This is a genomic window from Kitasatospora sp. NPDC056651, assembly GCF_042792155.1.
Lineage (GTDB): Bacteria > Actinomycetota > Actinomycetes > Streptomycetales > Streptomycetaceae > Kitasatospora.
Genome location: NZ_JBHTWX010000148.1, coordinates 651 through 19,275, shown reverse-complemented (window position 1 = coordinate 19,275; position 18,625 = coordinate 651). Strand labels below are relative to the sequence as shown.

Sequence of the window (18,625 nt, the reverse complement as noted above, 5' to 3'; positions counted from 1 at the left end):
GCAGCCTGACCGATCGCCCTGACCGGGCCCGAACCTCCCACCACCGCCCTGGAAAGCCGCTCACCCGGCACGACAGCCGGGTCGCCGGCACACCCTGACACGCCACAACGGCACCAACGGCCAGCACAGAGATCAACTGACTGTCCATCCGCCACTACCTGCGGATTCGGGTCAGACGGCGACGATCGCCACCGCGTCCGCCGCCACCCGGACCGCCCGCCCGTCCAGCGCCGCCGTCCCGAAGGCCGCCACCACCTCGCGCCCGGCGGCCCCCAGCGGCAGCGCGCTCTCGCCCGGCCCGAGGTTGACGGCGATCCGGTACGGCCCCCGGTGTGCCACCAGCCAGCCGGCCGCCTCGTCGAACTCCACCCGCACCGTGCTGAGGTCCGGATCGGAGAGCTCCGGCCGCTCGCGCCGCAGCCGGAGCAACCACCGGTACCAGACGAGGAGTTCGGCGTGCGGGGCGCGCCGGGGCTCGGTCCAGTCGAGCACCGAGCGCAGCACGGTGGCGGGCTCCTGCGGGTCGGGGACGGCCTCGGCGGCCCAGCCGTGCTCGGCGAACTCCCGCCGCCGGCCCTGCCGGACGGCTTCGGCGAGCGCCGGGTCGGTGTGGGCGGTGAAGTACTGCCAGGGGGTGGCGGCGCCCCATTCCTCGCCCATGAACAGCATCGGGGTGAACGGCGAGGTGAGCACCAGCGCGGCGCCGCAGGCGAGCCGGCCGGGGGAGATGCTGGTGGAGACGCGGTCCCCGAGCGCGCGGTTGCCGACCTGGTCGTGGGTCTGGAGGTAGCCGAGCAGCCGGTGCCCGTTGCCGAGGGGGGTGAACGGGCGTCCGTGGCGGCGGCCGCGGAAGGAGGACCAGGTGCCGTCGTGGAAGAACCCCCGGGTGAGCGTCCTGGCGAGGGCGGCGAGCGGCTCGCGCGCGAAGTCCCCGTAGTAGCCCTGGGATTCGCCGGTGAGCGCGCAGTGCAGGGCGTGGTGGAAGTCGTCGCTCCACTGTGCGGTGAGGCCGTGGCCGCCGGCCTCGCGCGGGGCGGTGGTGGCCGGGGTGTTGAGGTCGGACTCGGCGACCAGGAACAGCGGCCGGTTGGTGGCGACGGCCAACCTCTCCACCTCGTAGGAGAGTTCCGCCAGGAAGTGGACGGCGCTGTCGTCCGCGAGGGCGTGCACCGCGTCCAGCCGCAGCCCGTCGATCCGGTAGTCGCGCAGCCAGGTCAGCGCGCTGCCGATCAGGTAGGCGCGCACCTCGTCCGAGCCGGGCGCGTCCAGGTTGACCGCCGAACCCCACGGGGTGTGGTGCCGGTCGGTGAAGTACGGGCCGTACGCGGGAAGGTGGTTGCCGGAGGGGCCGAGGTGGTTGTGCACCACGTCCAGGACCACTCCGAGGCCCGCGCGGTGGGCGGCGTCCACGAAGCGCTTGAGCCCCTCGGGGCCGCCGTAGGGCTCGTGGACGGCCCAGGGGGAGACCCCGTCGTAGCCCCAGCCGTGCCGGCCGGGGAACGGGCAGACCGGCATCAGCTCGACGAAGTCCACGCCCAACTCGACCAGGTGGCCCAGGTGTTCGGCGGCGGCGTCGAAGGTGCCGCGGGCGGTGAAGGTGCCCACGTGCAGCTCGTACAGCACCGCGCCGGGCAGCGCCCGTCCGCGGCGGCCGGAGGTCGACCAGCGGAACGCGGCGTGGTCCACCGGGCGGCTCGGACCGTCCGGGCCGTACGGCTGCCGGGGCGAGCGCGGGTCGGGCAGCGGCGGGCCGTCGTCGAGCCGGAAGGCGTAGTCGCCGGCCGGGGCCACGCCGGACCACCACCCCGAACGGTCCGGGCAGCGGGCCAACTCGTAGCAGAAGCCGTTGACTTCGACCCGGACCCGGGACTCGGCGCGCGGCGCCCACACCTCGTAGGCGGGCATCAGCCCCTCCTCGTCAGCAGCGCCACCGGGGAGGACGTCAGCAGCTGCGCCACCGGCACCGGGCCGGCCGGGAAGTGCCGCTCGGTGAGCTCGTCCGTCCACGGCCCGCCGGCCGGCAGCTCCAGCGCGGTGTCCCGCCAGCCCCCCGCCCGTTCCAGCCGGTAGGGCAGCCGGGTGACGGCGGTGATGACGTCGTGGCCCCGGGCGAAGGCCAGCAGGTGCTCCGCGGCGGGGCCGGCGGCGGCCAGCGGCCGGTACGGGCCGAGCGGTCGGGCGCGGCGCAGGTGCAGCGCGGTGGTGGTGAGGTGCAGCTTCTCCCGGGCGAGGTCGCCGGGGCGCGGCGCGGCCGCGTCGGTGAGCCGGACGGCGAGCGCGCCGAAGTCCACCACGCCCCGGTTGTCCGGGTCCACCAGGGTGTACAGCGGCTCCTCGCTGCCCTGGTAGAGGTCCGGCACGCCCGGCACGGTGAGGTGCAGCAGCGCGGCGGCCAGGGTGTTGGCGCGGGCGTACGGGGCGAGGGCGTGCACGGCGCCCTCGATCCGGGGGAGCAGCCCGGGGTTGGCGTAGGCGGCGCGGGCCCGCTGCTCCAGCTCCTGCTCGTAGTGCGGGGCGGGGCTGGTCCAGGAGGTGTGCCGCTTGGCCTCGCGGGCGGCCTTGAGCAGGGCGGCGACCAGCCGGTCCGGGGAGATCGGCCAGGCGGCGACCAGGGTGTGCCAGAGCAGCCAGTCGGCGTCCGGGTCGGAGCCGGGCCCGGCGGCGGTGGACCAGGCGGCGGCCTCGGCGGCCCAGGCGTCCGGCCGTTCGGCGAGCGCGGTGAGCCGGGCCCGGGCGTCGGCGCTGCGCTTGGTGTCGTGGGTGGAGAGCGCCGTCATGCTGTGCGGCCAGGTGCGCTCCAGGTAGCGGCACCAGTCGTGGAACTCCGCCGGGTGCAGCCCGGGCCGGGCGGGCTCGCCGCCGACCTCGTTGAGGGCGGGCAGCGCGTTCCAGCGGTAGAAGGCGGTGTCCTCGACGCCCTTGGCGGCCACCGCGGCGGCGGTCTGGGCGAAGCGCACGCAGAACTCGTCCTTCTCGGTGCCGCGGCCCAGTTCGCCGAGGGCGAGGGCGGCCAGCAGGCGGTCGGTCGGGTCGGCGGAGCCGTCGAGGGCGGCCCGCAGCTGCCGGGCGGAGGCCGCCGAGGGGGCCTCGCCCGGCCGGGGGTACGGCCGGTACGCCGGGTAGCCGGTGAGGAGCCGGCCGAGCGCCGCGCGCAGCTGCCCGGGCGAGTGGTCGGCGCACGCGGGTTCGGCGGCGCCGATCCGCAGCGCGATCCGCACCAGCCGCTCGACCTCGGCGGCGAGTTCGCCGTCCGGCCCGGTCATGTCGGCGCGCCCGCGCCGGGCGGCGGCGATCGCCGGGTGCGGGTCCTCGCAGAGGTCCCGGACCGGGCCGCCGTGCCGGAAGGACTCGTACGCCCCGGCCAGCCGGCAGGCGCCCGCGTGGTCGGTGAGCACGCCGTCGATCCGGCGCAGCGCGTCGTAGCCGGTGGTGCCGGCCACCGGCCAGTCCTCGGGGAGTCGCTCCTCGCCGGTGAGGATCTTCTCGACCACGACGTACGCCCCGGGGGTGGTCCCCGACGCCCCGGCGGCCGTCCCCGACGCCCCGCCGGTGGTCCCCGACGCCCCGCCGGTGGCCGCTGCCAGGCGCCGCAGGTAGCCGAGCGGGTCGGCGAGCCCGTCCGGGTGGTCGATCCGGAAGCCGTCCAGGACGCCGTCGGCGTGCAGCCCGAGCAGCACGGCGTGGGTGGCGGCGAACACCTCCGGGTCCTCGGCGCGCAGGGCGATCAGCTCGTTGACGGTGAAGAACCGCCGGTAGTTGAGCTCGGTGCGGGCCAGGCGCCACCAGGCGAGCCGGTACCACTGGCGGGCGAGCAGCTCGGGCAGCGGCAGGCCCTCGGTGCCGGGGCGCAGCGGCAGTTCGTGCCGGTGGTAGCGCAGCACTCCGGCGTCCACGGTGAGCTGGTCCAGGACGGCGCCGAGCCGGTCGCCGAGCAGCGGCAGCAGCACCCGCCCGCGCCCGGGGGCGTCGGCGGGGCCCGGCTGGGCGGTCCAGTCGATGTCGAACCAGCGCGCGTACGGGGAGTCGGGCCCGTCGCGCAGCACCTGCCACAGCGGCCGGTTGAGCCGTTCGGGGGCGGGCACCGCCATGTGGTTGGGCACCACGTCGGCGATCAGCCGCAGCCCGTGGCGGTGAGCGGTGGCGGCCAGCTCGCGCAGCGCGGGCTCGCCGCCGAGCTGCTCGCTGATCCGGGTGTGGTCGACGGTGTCGTAGCCGTGGGTGGAGCCGGGGACGGCCTCCAGCAGCGGGGAGAGGTGCAGGTGGGAGACGCCGAGGGCGGCCAGGTAGGGCACGGCGGCGGTGGCGTCGCGGAGGGTGAACCCGGGCTGGAGCTGGAGGCGGTACGAGGAGGAGGGGGCGGTGGCGGCCGGGCGGGGCTGCGGGGGCTCGGCGGCGGGGGTCATAGCTCCATAGGTACCCGGGGGAGCCCGCCACCAAGACCCGCTGCTGGCCCGAACAGGTGACCGCCCGGGGCCGTTCGCGGGCTCGGTACGGCGTGCCGCCCGGGCTGCCGGGGCGGTCGGCCGCACCGGTGCGGGTCCGGCTACGCGGGCCGTTGCAGCACCATCAGTGAGCGGTCGGTGAGCCACAGGGCGTCCCCGGCCTTGACCCGGGCCCCGGTGCCCGGGGCGGGCAGCCGGGGCTGGGCGGTGTCGACGACGACCTGCCACTCCTGCCCGTGCCCTGCGGGCACGGTGAACTCCAGCGGTTCGAAGTGCGCGTTGAACATCAGCAGGAAGGAGTCGTCGACGATCCGCCCGCCGCGCCGGTCCGGTTCGGAGATCGCGTAGCCGTTGAGGAAGACGGTCAGCGACTTGGCGTAGTTGGCGCCCCAGTTGCGCTTGGTCATCTCCTCTCCGGCCGGGGTGAACCAGGCGATGTCGGTGAGGTCGTCGAATCCCCCGGAGGCGTGCGCCGGCCGGCCGTGGCCCGACACCGGCCGGCCGTGGCTCGACACCGACCGGCCGTGGCCCGACACCGGCCGCCCGTGGAAGAACCGCCGCCGCCGGAACACCGGGTGGTCGCGGCGCAGCCAGATCATTCCCTGGGTGAACTCCAGCAGCCGAGCCCACGGCCCCTCGCCCTCGGGCCAGTGCATCCAGGTGAGCTCGTTGTCCTGGCAGTAGGCGTTGTTGTTGCCCAGTTGGGTGCGGCCGAGTTCGTCGCCGTGGGAGAGCATCGGCACGCCCTGGGAGAGCATCAGGGTGGCGATGAGGTTGCGCTGCTGGCGCGCGCGCAGCTCCTCGACGCCGGGGTCGGCGGAGGGGCCCTCGACGCCGCAGTTCCAGGAGCGGTTGAAGGACTCGCCGTCCCGGTTGTCCTCGCCGTTGTCCTCGTTGTGCTTCTCGTTGTACGAGACCAGGTCGCGCAGCGTGAAACCGTCGTGGCAGGTCACGAAGTTGATCGAGGCGATCGGACGGCGCCCGTCGTCCTGGTAGAGGTCGGAGGAGCCGGTCAGCCGGGAGCCGAACTCGGCGAGGGCCGCGGTCTCGCCGCGCCACAGGTCGCGCACGGTGTCCCGGTACTTGCCGTTCCACTCCGTCCACAGCGGCGGGAAGTTGCCCACCTGGTAGCCGCCCTCGCCGAGGTCCCAGGGCTCGGCGATCAGCTTGGCCTGGGAGACCACCGGGTCCTGCTGGACCAGGTCGAAGAAGGAGGAGAGCCGGTCCACCTCGTGGAACTGCCGGGCGAGGGTGGCGGCGAGGTCGAAGCGGAAGCCGTCCACGTGCATCTCGGTGACCCAGTAGCGCAGCGAGTCCATGATCAGCTGGAGCACGTGCGGGCTGCGCATCAGCAGGCTGTTGCCGGTGCCGGTGGTGTCCTCGTAGAAGCGCTGGTCCCGGGCGAGGCGGTAGTAGGAGACGTTGTCCAGGCCGCGCAGCGACAGCGTCGGGCCCAGGTGGTTGCCCTCGGCGGTGTGGTTGTAGACCACGTCGAGGATCACCTCGATCCCGGCCGCGTGCAGCGCCTTGACCATGGACTTGAACTCCTGGACCTGCTGGCCGCGGTCGCCGGTGGAGGAGTACGAGGAGTGCGGGGCGAAGAAGCCGACGGTGTTGTAGCCCCAGTAGTTGGACAGGCCCAGGTCCCGCAGCCGGTGGTCGCGGACGAACTGGTGCACCGGCATCAGCTCGATCGCGGTGACGCCGAGCTTGGCCAGGTGCTCGATCACCGCCGGGTGGGCCAGGCCGGCGTAGCTGCCCCGGATCTCCTCGGGGATGCCCGGGTGCAGCCGGGTGAGGCCCTTGACGTGGGCCTCGTAGATGACGGTGCGGTGGTAGTCGGTGCGTGGCGGGCGGTCGGTGCCCCAGTCGAAGTACGGGTTGATCACCACCGCGTGCATGGTGTGCGGGGCGGAGTCCAGGTCGTTGCGGCGCTCGGGGGCGCCGAAGTGGTAGCCGTAGACCGACTCGTCCCAGTCGATGTGCCCGCTCATCGCCTTGGCGTACGGGTCCAGCAGCAGCTTGGCGCTGTTGTGCCGCTGGCCCAGGCCCGGGTTGTACGGGCCGTGCACGCGGAAGCCGTAGCGCTGGCCGGGCTGGACGCCCGGGAGGTAGGCGTGCCGGACGAAGGCGTCCGTCTCGCGCAGTTCGACGGCCGTCTCGGAGCCGTCCTCGCCGATCAGGCACAGCTCGATCCGGTCGGCGCTCTCGGAGAACACCGCGAAGTTGGTGCCGGCCCCGTCGTAGGTGGCGCCGAGCGGGTAGGGCGTGCCGGGCCAGACCTGCATGATGGCCTCAACTCCCATCTGGCGTAAGGAAACTGACAGTTGGTCCGACAGTCTTCCCGGACCCGTGCGCTCTCTGCCCGGCCGGGCGGCCGGGCATGTGCGACGCTCGCGCGCCGTGACGCAGGGCACAGCCCGCAATACTCCCCGAGCCCTTCCCCGGAGGCCGGGAGGTAGTGCCGGGGTTCGCCCGAACGGGTGTCCGGCACTCATTCCTGTGAAGATTCGAGGCGGCCCGTGGCGTGTGCGGGACCGGCGGTGCGCGTCGGCCCGCCGGGATCCGGCTGCGGGCCGCTCGCGGCGGGCAGTACCCTTGATCGTCCGGCCGCCCCGGCCGACCCGGTGCTTGTCAACGGCCTGTCAACGGCCCCCGCGTCCGCGGGGGTCAGCCGCAGATGAGGTGGCGCATGGTGTTCCCCGCTGGCGGCCGTGGCTCCGGGCCCGGCGGCCCCGACCGGGGCGGCGCCCGCAGCGAGGCGCCCACGGTGGTCATGCGCCCCACCCTGACCGGCCGGGCCCTGGTGCCCGCCCAGGCCGGGCCCGTCGAGATACCCGCACTGGCCTGGTCCGCCGGCGAGTGGGAGGACGCCTACCAGCGGGTCCGGCTGTCCGGGCGCGCCTACGTCTGGCTCAACCTGGTCGAGCAGCGGCTGCGCGCCCTCGTCGACGAGGTGCTGCACCCGATCTACGCCCCCGCCCACGGCGAGGACTGGGTCACCGCCGCCGCCGGACCGGCCGGCGAGGAGTGGGCCCACCGGGCCGGCGCCGTACGCGAGGTCAGCCGCCGCAAGGGCTACCTCCTCGACCCCGCCGACGACGACCCGCTGGTCTTCCTCACCCTGCCCCAGCTGCGCGAGCTGATGGTCCAGCACTGGCCCTGCTTCGAACCGTTCCTGGCCGACCGGCGCGAGATCGAACTCGCCCTGGACGAACTGGAGGTCGCCCGGCACGTCGTCTCCCGCAACCGGGTGCTCACCCAGACCGTGCTGGCCCAGACCGAACGGGCCGCCGCCCGGCTGCTCGCCGTACTGGACGGCGGCGCCGGCGGCGGAGTGCCCGCCGACGTGGTCGAATCCCTGGTCGCCGGCCGCTACGCCGACGTGGTCGCGGTGCACGCCGACCGGGTCCGGCTCCAGCGCGACCTGCCGGTGGAGGACCTGCTGGACGGCGCCCGGCGCCTCGACGCGCTCGGCATCGGCCTCGGCATGCTCTGCCAGAACTACACCGGCAAACGCCTGGTGCGCCTCGCGTCGGAGGGCTGCCGGGTGCGGCTGCTCTTCCTCAACCCGGCGAGCAGCGCGGTACGCCGCCGCGAACGCGAACTCGGCCTCGGGCGAAGCGAGTTGTCCCGCTCCATCGAGATGAACATCATGCACGTGCGGCGGGTCCGGGCCCATCTGCGGGACCAGGGCGGCTTCGAGATCCGGGTCTTCGACGAGACCCCTCGCTTCACCGCCTACCTGGTCGAGGGCCCCCGCACCGCCGGCCAGAGCGGCGGCCGCCGGCAGGGCCGCGACCTCGGCGTCATCCAGCCCTACCTGCGCCGCGCCCGCGGCATGGAATCCCCGGCCCTGGTGCTGCGCGGCGGCGCCGGCCAGCAGCCCGGCGGCACCGAGCCCGGCCTGCTGGAGGTCTACCGCGAGGAGTTCGAGAACATCTGGGCCGACTCCCGGCCGGTGTCCTGAGAAAGGCGCTGGTCGGCGCGGTGGCACAACTGCCAGACTGCGGGCCGTGAACAGCGACCCCGACTGGAGCCTTCGCCCCGCCACGCCCGACGACGTCGAACCCGTCGCCGAACTGCGGGCCGAGGTGATGCGCGCCGACCTCGAACGCCTCGGCCGCTACGACGAACACCTGGTCCGCCAACGGCTGCGCGACGGCTTCTCGCCCGGACACACCTCGATCGTGCTGGCCGGCCGGACCTCCCCGGGCCGCTCCTTCGCCGGCTCCGTCACCGTCCGCCCCGCCGAACAGGGCGGCCGGTGGCTGGAGCACTTCTACCTCCACCCGCGCCACCAGGGCCGGGGCCTGGGCACCGCCGTCCTGCGTCACGTCCTCGCCGAGGCCGACGCGGCGGGCGACCCCGTCCGGCTGAACGTGCTCCAGGGCAGCGCCGCCCGCCGCCTGTACGAACGGCACGGCTTCCTCACCGAGCACGAGGACGGGATCGACGTCTTCCTCCACCGCCCGGCACCGGCGGTGCGCACCGACCCGGCCGCCGAACGGCTGCGGGTCTAGCCGGGCCCTGTCCCAGGCCGCTCCCCGGGCCGCTTCCCGGGTCGGCCCCCTCGCCCGGCCCCGGGCTCCCCGTGGGCCGGGTTGTCGGTGGGGCGGGTGATGATAGGGGCTGTTTCGGGAGACAGGACGGAAGGACACACCTGATGAGCTGGTGGCAGCAGCCACTGGTCGGCTTCGACCTGGAGACCACGGGCACCGACCCGGCCGTGGACCGCATCGTCACGGCCGCCCTCGTGGACACCGTCGGGGCCGCCCGGGTGGGCGCCGCGCACTGGCTGCTCGACCCCGGGGTGCCGATACCCGCCGAGGCGGAGGCGATCCACGGGATCGGGGACGAGGTGGCGCGGAGCAAGGGCAGACCGGCGAAGGAGGCGGTGGAGGAGATAGCCGCCGCGCTGTGCGAGCGGATCGCCGACGGGCGGCCGGTGGTGGCGTTCAACGCCCCGTTCGACCTGTCGCTGCTCGACGCCGAGCTGCGCCGGTACGGGCTCGCGACGCTCGACGAGCGCCTGGGCCGGCCGGTCGGGCCGGTGCTGGACGCCCTGGTGATCGACCGGGCCGTGGACAAGTACCGCAAGGGCTCGCGCACCCTGCAGCGGGTCTGCGAGCTGTACGGGGTCGAGCTGACGGACGCCCACGAGGCGGGCAGCGACGCGCTGGCCGCCGTCCGGGTCGCCGTCGCGCTCGCCGGGCGCTACCCGGCCGAGGTGGGGGCGGTGGAGCCCGCCGAACTGCACCGGCGGCAGATCGACTGGTACCGGCAGTGGGCCGAGGGCCTCCAGGCCTGGCTGCGCCGCGGCAAGGACCCGCAGGCCGTGGTCGACCCGCGCTGGCCGGCCCGGTGAGGCGACGGCCGGCCGGCACACTGCCCGGATGACCGTCCGCCTCGCCCGCCCCGACGACCTGCCCGGCTTCCTCGCCCTCGCCGCCGAGGTCGAGCACTGGTTCGGCCCGATGGTCGCCGAACCGGGTTTCCACCGCGCGGTGCGCGACGGCGTCGACCAGGGCCTGGCGACCGTCGTCGAGGACGGCGAGGGGCTGCTCGGCGCCCTGCTGTTCGGCGTCGGCGTCGGCGGCGAGGGGCCGCACCACCTGCACTGGCTGGTGGTCGCCGGTCGCGCCCGGGGCACCGGCGTCGGCCGGGAGCTGGTCGGGGACGTGCTGCGCCGCCACGTCCGGGGCCCGGCCACCGTCGAGGTGGTGACCTTCGGCGCGGACCACCCCGGCGCGGTGGCGAGCGGTGCCCGGGTCTTCTACGAGCGGCTGGGCTTCACCCCGGCCGAGGCCGCCGACCCCGGCCCAGAGGGCGGTTCCCGGCAGGTCTACCGGCTGACCGTCGACTGACCCGTCGAGTGACCGTCGACTGGCCTACGGGCGAGGTCCCGGGTACGGCGTCAGGCGCCCTCGGGCGGCGGCACGATGGCCGCCTCGGCGGTGTCCGGGGCCAGCGGGTCGTAGCGGACGGTCAGCGACTGCCCGACCCGGGGCGCGAGGTAGGCCTGGACGCGGACCACGCAGACCAGGCTGCGGGCGACGCCGTCGGGCGTCGCGTAGCCGACGGTGAGCCGGAACTGCGGCTGGGCGAAGCCGGTCGGCTCGCCGGGCTGGACGGAGGTGACGGTGCCGGTGGTGCTCACCCCGTGGGCGGTGAGCCGGTCGGCGCTCGTCCGGGCGGCCCGGTACGCACGGTGCTGCGCGCGCAGCCGGGACTCGGAGTGGGCCACCAGGACCAGACTGACCGCCGCCAGCATCGCGACGGCGGGCAGCGCGGCCCGGTACGGCCCGCCGGGCCCGTAGACCGCGCCGAGCGCGCCGGCCAGGACGGCGAGGAACAGGACCCCGCCGGCGGGCAGCCGGCTCGGGGCGCCGGCCCCGGGGGAGCGGCCCACCAGCGCCGCGCCCACCATGCCCGTCAGCCAGCACAGCACGGCGCCGGTCCAGTACGCCTGGGTGGACGGCGAGCCGAGGCAGAGCGGCGAGCAGGTCTCGGGGGCCCGGTAGGCGACCACCCCGGCCGCGAACAGCCGGCCGGCCTCCGCGCACAGCGCCAGGAAGAGCAGTGCCGCGACCGCCCGGCCGAAGCCCAGGCGCCGCTGGAGGTAGGGGAGTCGAGGGGGCGCAGGAGTCTTGGCAGTCACGACCGGGGAGGGTAGTGCGGCGGTCGGGACGGGCGGTGCGCGTCCCCGCTCCGGCCGGTGAACGAGGGGGAAACGGCCAGGGCGGGGGGAAACGGCCGGAGCGGGGGGAAACGGCCGGCGTTACGCGGCCGGGAAGTCGAAGGTGTACCCCTGCCCGACCAGCCAGGGCAGCAGCTGCTTGAGCGCGGCCACGGTCTGGCCGCGGTCGCCGCCGCCGTCGTGCATCAGGATCACGCCGCCGGGCTTGAGCTGCCGCTGTACGGCCGACACGATCGCCGGCACGCCCGGACGGGACCAGTCGCGGGTGTCGACGGACCAGCCCAGCGAGGACATCCCCAGGCCCGCGGTGATGTGCTCGTTGTCGGCGTTGAACCCGCCGCCCGGGGCGCGGAACCAGCCGACCTCGGTGCCGGGGCCGCCCGCCTGGACGATCATGTCCCGGGCGGCGGTGATCTCGTACGCGGCCTTGTCGTGCGGGAGCTTCGCGAACGGCTGCGGGTGGTGGACGGTGTGGTCGCAGAGCCGGTGCCCGGCGGCCAGGATCCGCTTGACCGTGGCCGGGTTGGCGGCGGCGTTCTGGCCGATCTCGCAGAACACGGCCTTGGCGTGGTACTGGGCCAGCAGGTCGAGGATCTGACCGGTGGCCGGGCCGGGACCGTCGTCGAAGGTGAGTGCGACGGTGCGGCCGCCGGAGGCGGTGGAACCGATCACGGTGCCCGCCCCGGTGTGCGGCGGCGGCGCGGCGGGTGAGGCCGGGGCACCGGTCGGGGTGGCGGGCTGGTCGGCGGCCGGCGCGGCCGGGGTGGCCGGTGCGCTGGGCTTGGCGGCGACGGGCGAGCCCGTCGCCGTCGACGGGTGCGGCTTCGCCGTCGTCGGGGGAGCGGCGGGGGTGGCCGCGGCGCTGCCCGGCGGTACGGCGTCCGAACCGGGCGCCGGTGCGATGGCGGTCGCCGCCGTCCCGCTCGGCCGGGCGCTCGCGGCCGGCGTCCCGGAGGTCACGGGGGCGCTCGACGGCTGGAGCGCGCCGTTCGCGGTCCCGCACGCCGCCAGCCCCAGGGCGGCGGCCACCGCGGCACAACCCGTGAGCAGCCGGCGCCTGGAGCGGGACGGTCGGGTCGGGGAGGAGGGGTGGCGGGCGGTCCGGTGCATGGCGGCGGCTCCTGAGGTGCGAGTACGGTGCCGGTCTCTCGGGTCAGGATGACTGTCCGATAGGACGCCGATCGTACGTGCCATGGTTGCGGACCGGACCGGACCGTCGCAGGAGTCTTCTCACACTCGCCCCGGTTGGCGGCCCGGCGCCCACAGGGGTATCGCCACCACCGTCAGAACGGGTACCAGCGCACCTCGGTGGCCCCGTCCCGCAGCGAGTCGACCCGGCGCCGGAACTCCTTCAGCGCGGCCGGGTTGCTGGCCGCCTGCTGCGCCACCCAGGAGGCGCTGGCGGTCTCCCGGGCGCCGCGCAGCACCGTGAAGCCGGGCCACTCGCGCACGTCCCAGCCGTACGCCTCGGTGAACGCGCGGTACTCCTCGACGGGCACGCCGTACCGGTCCTGGCTGAGCGCGAGGACCACCAGGTCGTGCTCGCGCAGGTCGTTCGCCATGAACTCCAGGTCGAGCAGCACCGGCCCGTCCGGGCCGACGTGGACGTTGCGCGGCAGCGCGTCGCCGTGGATCACCCCGGGGTGCAGCCGCGGCACCAGGTCGGGCAGGGCGGCCGCGAAGGCGTCCCGGCGGTGGCGCAGGAAGACGACGTCCGCCGGGTCGACGTGGCCCTCGGCGGAGGCCAGCCAGCGTTCGACCGGGGCCAGCAGGTCGCGCCGGCCGAGGGTGAAGGGCGGCAGCGGCAGCCGGTGCAGGTCGCGCAGCAGCGGGGCGAGGTCGACCGGGCGGGCGGGGCGGACGGCGGGGGCGAGCCGGTGCCAGAAGGTGACCGGGTGGCCGTCGGCGAGCTGCGGCTCGGGCGCCACCGCGTCGTACGGGCGCACCACCGGCACGTCCTGTCCGGCCAGCCAGTGGGCGAGGGCCAGCTCGCGGTGCGCCCGGTCGTACAGTTCGGGACCGCGGCCGACCTTGGCGACCACGGCCGGGTCGCCGAGGTCGAAGACGGCGTTCTCGCCGAGCGCGAGCAGCGTGGCGCCGTCCGGGGCGGGCAGTCCGGCGGACTCGCAGGCCTGGGCGAGCAGCAGCCGGGCGCGGCCCTCGTCGAAGGGGATCATGACTGGGCTCCGTTCCGCCGGTGCGTCCGGGGGATTCCGGGACGGTGATCATCATGACGCACGGATGCCGGACCCCGCGCGTCGCGGGGCCCGGCGGCACCGGGGCGTGACCAGGGTCACCGGCGGCTCGGCGCTCCGACGGGGGAGGCCATCGGGGAGGCCATCGGGGTTTCCGGTGCGGTGGCCGGCGCGGTGGCAGCCGGGGCGGACTCGCCGTGCGAGAGGTCCGGCAGCCGGCGCAGCCAGCGCGGCAGGTACCAGTTGAGGTCGCCCAGCAGGGTCATCACCGAGGGCAGCAGCACCGCGCGGATCACCGTGGCGTCGATCAGCACCGCGACCGCCAGGCCCACGCCCATCTGCTTCATCACCTGCATGGAGAGCGAGCCGAAGACCGAGAACACCGCCACCATGATCACCGCGGCGCTGGTGACCACCCCGGCCGTGGAGCGGATGCCGTGGGCGATCGCGGCCCTGGTCGGCAGGCCGCGGTCGTGGCCCTCCTTGATCCGGGAGACCACGAAGACGTGGTAGTCCATCGAGAGCCCGAAGAGGATCACGAAGAGGAACAGCGGCACCCAGGACTCCACCGCGCCGACCCCGGCGGTGCCCAGCAGCGAGGCGCCCACGCCGTGCTGGAAGACCAGCGTCAGCACCCCGTACGCGGCGCCCACCGACAGCAGGTTGAGCACCACGGCGGTGAGGGCGACGACCGGGGAGCGGAAGGAGGTGAGCATCAGCAGGAAGGCGAAGGCGACCACGAAGCCGAAGACCAGCGGCATCGAGCCGGTCATCTTCCGGTTGAAGTCGTACGAGGCGGCGGTGCTGCCGGTGACCGGGGCCTCGGTGCCGGGCACCTTGAGCACGGTGGCGGGCACCAGGTCCTCGCGCAGGCTCCTCAGGGCCTCGTTGCTGGTGGTGTCGTTGCCGGTGCCGTTGAGCGGGATGCCGACGGTGGCCACGTTCTTCTCGGGGTGCACGGTGACCTCCACCGGGCCGTGCATCCGGCCGCCGGCCAGGGCCTTCGCCTCGAGGTCGGCGATCGCGGCGGTCATCGCGGGGGAGTCGATGTCGGCGGCCTTGATCACCACGGTGGCGGGGGCGGGGCTGCCCGGGAAGGCGGCCTCGATCTTCTGGGAGGCGGCGACCAGGGCGTTGCCCGCGGGCAGCTGCTGCTGGAAGGTGAGCTTGGCGGTGTGCATGGTGAGCAGTGGCGCGGCCAGGGCCAGCAGGGCGGCGCCGGCGAGGACGGTGGCGGCCAGCGGACGGCGCAGCACCGGGGTGAGCACCGCGTTCCAGAACCGTCCGCCGGTCGCGGCACCGGCCGCCTCCGGGCGGCGCCGCCTGGCGAGGAACGGCACCCGGCCCTTCTCGACCCGGTCGCCGAGCATCGACAGCAGCGCGGGCAGCACGGTGAGCGAGCCGAGCACGGCGGTGACCACGACCACGATGGTGGAGAAGGCCATCGCCTGGAAGGTGGCGATCCCGGTGAGGAACATCCCGGCCATGGCGACGACCACGGTGACGCCGGAGACCAGCACCGCGCGGCCGCTGGTGGCGGCGGCCACGGCGAGCGCGGTGGCCGCGTCCCGCCCGGCGGCCCGCTCCTCGCGCTCGCGGCGCAGGTAGAAGAGGCAGTAGTCGACGCCGACGGCGAGGCCGACCAGCAGCATCACCGAACTGGCGTCGCTGCTGGTGTGCAGGAACCCGCTGCCGAGCGCGACCAGTCCGGCGGCGGCGACGAAGGCGGTCAGCGCGAGCACCACCGGCAGCACGGCGGCGACCAGCGCGCCGAAGGCGACCAGCAGGATGCCGAGAGCGAGCGGCACGGCGGTCCACTCGGCGCGGGCGAAGTCGGTCTGCATCTGGTCCTGCATCCACTTGCCGGAGCTGGCGTCGCCGAGCTCGACCACGGTCAGGCCGGGATTGCGCTTCTGCACGCCGGCCACCGCGTCCAGCACCGGCTGGACCTCGTCCACCGCCTTCTCGGGGTCGCCCTTGAGGGTCAGCACCACCAGTGCGGAGTGTCCGTCCGCCGAGACGGCCTTGGTGTCGTACGGCGAGCGGACCTCGGCGGCCTTGCCGGTGGCGTCCACGGCGGCGACGACCTGGCCGACGGCGGCGCGGAACCCCGGGTCGTCGGCGCCGAGGGTGGCGCTCTGGACCAGGACGGTCTCGGCGGCCGGGCTCTTCAGCCCGGCCTCGTCGAGGATCCGCGCGGCCCGGGAGACCTGCCCGGGTATCGACTCGGCCTCGGTGATCCTGGTGCTGCCGTGGGCGTTGCCGAGCGCGGCGGCCAGGACGACGAAGAGCAGCCAGCCGAACACCGCGGTCTTGCGGTGCCTGGCGCTCCAGGCGCCCATCGCGGCGGCCAGGCCGAGTCTGGTCCTCACGGGTGTCATCGGTGGTTCCCCCCAGGGAGAGCGGCGGTCGTCGCCGGAACGGGAGCGGTGGGGCCATCGGTCGGGAGAGCCGCCGGCCGCGGTGCGCCGGCTGCGTTCCGGCGTCCCGATCGACACTAGGCAGAGGGGGTCCGACGGGTAATCCGGCTGGCGGGTCGGCACCTGCTGGTGCTCTCCACGGGGTCGGGGTGGGGTTTTCCCTACCCCGGGATTTCCCCTACCCCGGTACCCCGAGATCTCCTCCTGGGGGGTAGGGGGCACAACTCCACCCTGAGGGGGACCTGTCTCCACCCGGAGCACGAGGTCAACGGGGTTGCGCCCGGGAGAGACTGAGGCGGGGCCGCTTCGGGGCGGCCTACGGGGGTTGAAGCAGACGGGGGCTCCTTGCCGGGCGGCAAGCAAGTGCTCGTAGGATGATGCCCCAGACCCACTTACCTGCCGACCGGCAAGGGAGCCTCTAGGGCGTTCCCGGCCGGTCCTGCCGTCGCCCGGCGTCCCGTCCCCCAAGGGCTGCGGTGAACCATGCCCAGGAGGCATCACGAGCATGTTCCACCGACTAGGACAATTCGTCGTTCGCCGCCCCTGGTGGGTGATCGGCGCATGGCTGATCGCCGCGGTCGCGATCATCGCGACCGCCCCGCCACTGAAGGCCAACACCGATGAGGCGGCCTTCCTGCCCAAGCACTACGAGTCCATCCAGGCGATGGAGCTCCAGCAGAAGGCGTTCCCGGCCAACATCTCGCCCTCCGCGCTGCTGCTCTTCGAGCGCACCGACGGCGGCGCGCTGGACGCGGGCGACGCGGCGGCCATGACCAAGGTCACCCAGGGGCTGGCCGACAAGAAGATACCGCTGGTCGAGACGGTCCTCCCGGTCGGCCCGGCGTCGTACTCCCAGGACCACAAGTACGCGATGTCCATGGTCTCCATGGACAAGGCCAAGATGCAGACGGACGAGTTCCCCGAGGCCGCGAAGAAGATCCGCGAGGAGGGCGCCGCGCTCGCCTCCGGCAGCAACCTCAAGTTCCAGGTCGGCGGCCCGGCCGCGATGAACCTCGACCAGCAGGACGCCGGCAAGACGGCCGGCATGCTGATCGGCCTCGGCACGGTCGTGATCATCCTGCTCACGCTCGGGATCATCTTCCGCAGCCCGATCATCGCGCTGCTGCCGATCCTCTCGGTGATCATCTACTCGATGGTCGCCAACGGCCTGATCGCGGACGCCAGCAAGGTGTTCGGACTCAAGGCCGACAACTCGATGGAACAGATCCTCACCGTCGTGCTCTACGGCGTCGGCACCGACTACTTCCTGTTCCTGATGTTCCGCTACCGCGAGCGGCTGCGGGCCGGGGACAACCGCAAGCAGGCCGTCGCCAACGCGGTCGGCCGGGTCGGCGAGGCCATCGCCTCCGCCGCCGGCGCGGTCGTGGTCGCCTTCGCCGTGCTCGTCCTGTCCAGCCTCGGCATGTTCAAGGCGCTCGGCCCGTCGCTGGCCATCGCGGTGGCCGTCACCGCCGTCGCCTCGGTCACCCTGGTGCCCGCGATCCTCTGCCTGATCCCCGAGAAGGTCCTGTTCTGGCCCTCCAAGGCCTGGCAGCGCGAGCCGTCCAACGCCCGCTTCGCCGCGATGGGCCGCGCCGTCGGCCGCCGTCCGGCCGCCGCCGCCGTGCTCTCCGGCCTGGTGATGGCCGGCCTCGCGGTCGCCGCGCTCAACTACCAGGGCACCTTCGACATGGCCGGCAGCTCGATGCCGAAGTCCAAGGAGTCGATGGTCGTCCAGGACACCATGATCAAGGCCTACTCGGCCGGTGCCGCCGACCCCGCCCACATCTACCTGACCAGCCAGGACGGCAAGAAGATCGACGTCGCCGGGCTCAAGGGCTACGTGGATGACCTGGGCAAGGTGCCCGGCGTGGCCGGCGCCGCCCTGCCGGACCCGGAGCGCGGCGTCAGCAAGGACGGGCTCACCGCCGACATCACCGTCGTCCTCAAGGACCAGGCGGCCAGCAACAAGGCCATCGACACCATCGGCGAGGTCCGCACGGTCGCCCACGACCACGCGCCCGCCGGCACCAAGGCCTACGTCGCCGGCACCACCTCCGTGTACAAGGACATCAACACGGCGATGGCCCACGACTACAGCCTGGTCTTCCCGATCGCCGCCGTGCTGATCATGGTGATCCTCGGCCTGCTGCTGCGCAGCGTGGTCGCCCCCTGGTACCTGATGGCCTCGGTCGGCCTGGGCTTCGGCGCCACCCTCGGCGCCACCACCCTGCTGTTCCAGAACATCAAGGGCGAGCAGGGCCTGATGTTCATGCTGCCGATCCTGATCTACCTGTTCGTGGTCGCGCTCGGCACCGACTACAACATCCTGATGATCGCCCGACTGCGCGAGGAGGCCCGCGAGGGCCGCAGCCCCCGCGAGGCGGCGAGCCAGGCGATCCGCCACGGCGGCCCGACGGTGGCGGCGGCCGGCTTCATCCTGGCCGCGACCTTCGGCACCATGCTGCTGGCCGGGAACACCATGATGAGCGAGATGGGCTTCTCGATCGCCATCGGCATCCTCATCGCGGCCTTCGTGATGTCGATGTTCTTCACCCCGGCGCTCACCGCGCTGCTCGGCCGCCGGGCCTGGTGGCCCGGGCACGGGGACACCGCCGGCCACGGCCGCGGCGAGGGCCCGGCCCCGCTGGCCGACCCGTACGGCGTGCCGGAGCCGGCCGGCCGGCGCTGACCGGCCGACCCTGACCGGTCGGTCCGGGAAGAAACCGGTCGACCCGAGGAAGAACAGGCGGGGGCCCCCCGGGGGGGGGGGGCCGGGGCGCCGGGTCACAGAACCCCCAAACAGTTCAAAATGGCGGGGGATAACCCCCCGCGCCCCGGGGGGGGCGGGGGGCGCTCCGAACAGGG

12 protein-coding genes are annotated in these 18,625 nt (G+C 74.3%); 5 read left to right on the top strand and 7 right to left on the bottom strand.

The window, feature by feature from the left end; genetic code table 11:
* Window positions 1-171 precede the first annotated feature (171 nt).
* From treZ to glgX, 3 genes are all read right to left on the bottom strand, one after another.
* Complete coding sequence (gene treZ / locus ACFRAR_RS35680) at window positions 172-1,905, bottom strand: malto-oligosyltrehalose trehalohydrolase (protein WP_380704033.1); 1,734 nt, start codon at window positions 1,903-1,905, stop codon at window positions 172-174.
* Window positions 1,905-4,403, bottom strand: coding sequence for a malto-oligosyltrehalose synthase (gene treY, locus ACFRAR_RS35675; protein WP_380704031.1), 2,499 nt, complete (start codon window positions 4,401-4,403; stop codon window positions 1,905-1,907). Before treY ends, treZ begins: the two co-directional genes overlap by 1 nt.
* A 140-nt stretch (window positions 4,404-4,543) precedes the next feature.
* On the bottom strand, window positions 4,544-6,730 hold the full coding sequence (gene glgX, locus ACFRAR_RS35670) for a glycogen debranching protein GlgX (protein WP_380704035.1): 2,187 nt from the start codon (window positions 6,728-6,730) through the stop codon (window positions 4,544-4,546).
* A 404-nt stretch (window positions 6,731-7,134) separates the two neighbouring features.
* On the opposite strand from glgX, the gene ACFRAR_RS35665 reads away from it, so the two are divergent.
* From ACFRAR_RS35665 to ACFRAR_RS35650, 4 genes are all read left to right on the top strand, one after another.
* Window positions 7,135-8,412 (top strand): SAV2148 family HEPN domain-containing protein, encoded by a 1,278-nt coding sequence (locus ACFRAR_RS35665; protein WP_380704029.1) that lies wholly within the window; start codon window positions 7,135-7,137, stop codon window positions 8,410-8,412.
* Window positions 8,413-8,458: 46 nt separating this feature from the next.
* Entirely contained in the window at window positions 8,459-8,965 is a 507-nt protein-coding gene (locus ACFRAR_RS35660; RefSeq protein WP_380704027.1) for a GNAT family N-acetyltransferase, read from the top strand.
* Window positions 8,966-9,108: 143 nt separating this feature from the next.
* Window positions 9,109-9,810 (top strand): exonuclease domain-containing protein, encoded by a 702-nt coding sequence (locus ACFRAR_RS35655; protein WP_380704025.1) that lies wholly within the window; start codon window positions 9,109-9,111, stop codon window positions 9,808-9,810.
* Window positions 9,811-9,838: 28 nt separating this feature from the next.
* Window positions 9,839-10,309 (top strand): GNAT family N-acetyltransferase, encoded by a 471-nt coding sequence (locus tag ACFRAR_RS35650; RefSeq protein ID WP_380704023.1) that lies wholly within the window; start codon window positions 9,839-9,841, stop codon window positions 10,307-10,309.
* A 50-nt stretch (window positions 10,310-10,359) separates the two neighbouring features.
* Here the strand turns inward: ACFRAR_RS35650 and ACFRAR_RS35645 are convergent, their stop codons facing one another.
* The 4 genes from ACFRAR_RS35645 to ACFRAR_RS35630 all read right to left on the bottom strand — a co-directional run bounded on the left by ACFRAR_RS35645 (window position 10,360) and on the right by ACFRAR_RS35630 (window position 15,718).
* The gene (locus tag ACFRAR_RS35645) at window positions 10,360-11,103 is read right to left on the bottom strand and encodes a hypothetical protein (protein WP_380704021.1); all 744 of its coding nucleotides are present in this window, start codon (window positions 11,101-11,103) and stop codon (window positions 10,360-10,362) included.
* A 120-nt stretch (window positions 11,104-11,223) separates the two neighbouring features.
* Window positions 11,224-12,252, bottom strand: a complete 1,029-nt coding sequence (locus tag ACFRAR_RS35640) for a polysaccharide deacetylase family protein (protein ID WP_380704019.1) — start codon at window positions 12,250-12,252, stop codon at window positions 11,224-11,226.
* Between the two features lie 173 nt (window positions 12,253-12,425).
* Window positions 12,426-13,319: a phosphotransferase enzyme family protein gene (locus ACFRAR_RS35635; protein WP_380704017.1), complete on the bottom strand. Its 894-nt coding sequence runs from the start codon at window positions 13,317-13,319 to the stop codon at window positions 12,426-12,428.
* Window positions 13,320-13,435: 116 nt separating this feature from the next.
* A complete protein-coding gene (locus ACFRAR_RS35630) occupies window positions 13,436-15,718 on the bottom strand; it encodes an MMPL family transporter (protein WP_380704015.1) in 2,283 nt (760 codons plus the stop codon).
* Between the two features lie 544 nt (window positions 15,719-16,262).
* On the opposite strand from ACFRAR_RS35630, the gene ACFRAR_RS35625 reads away from it, so the two are divergent.
* Window positions 16,263-18,449 (top strand): MMPL family transporter, encoded by a 2,187-nt coding sequence (locus ACFRAR_RS35625; protein WP_380704013.1) that lies wholly within the window; start codon window positions 16,263-16,265, stop codon window positions 18,447-18,449.
* Window positions 18,450-18,625 lie beyond the last annotated feature (176 nt).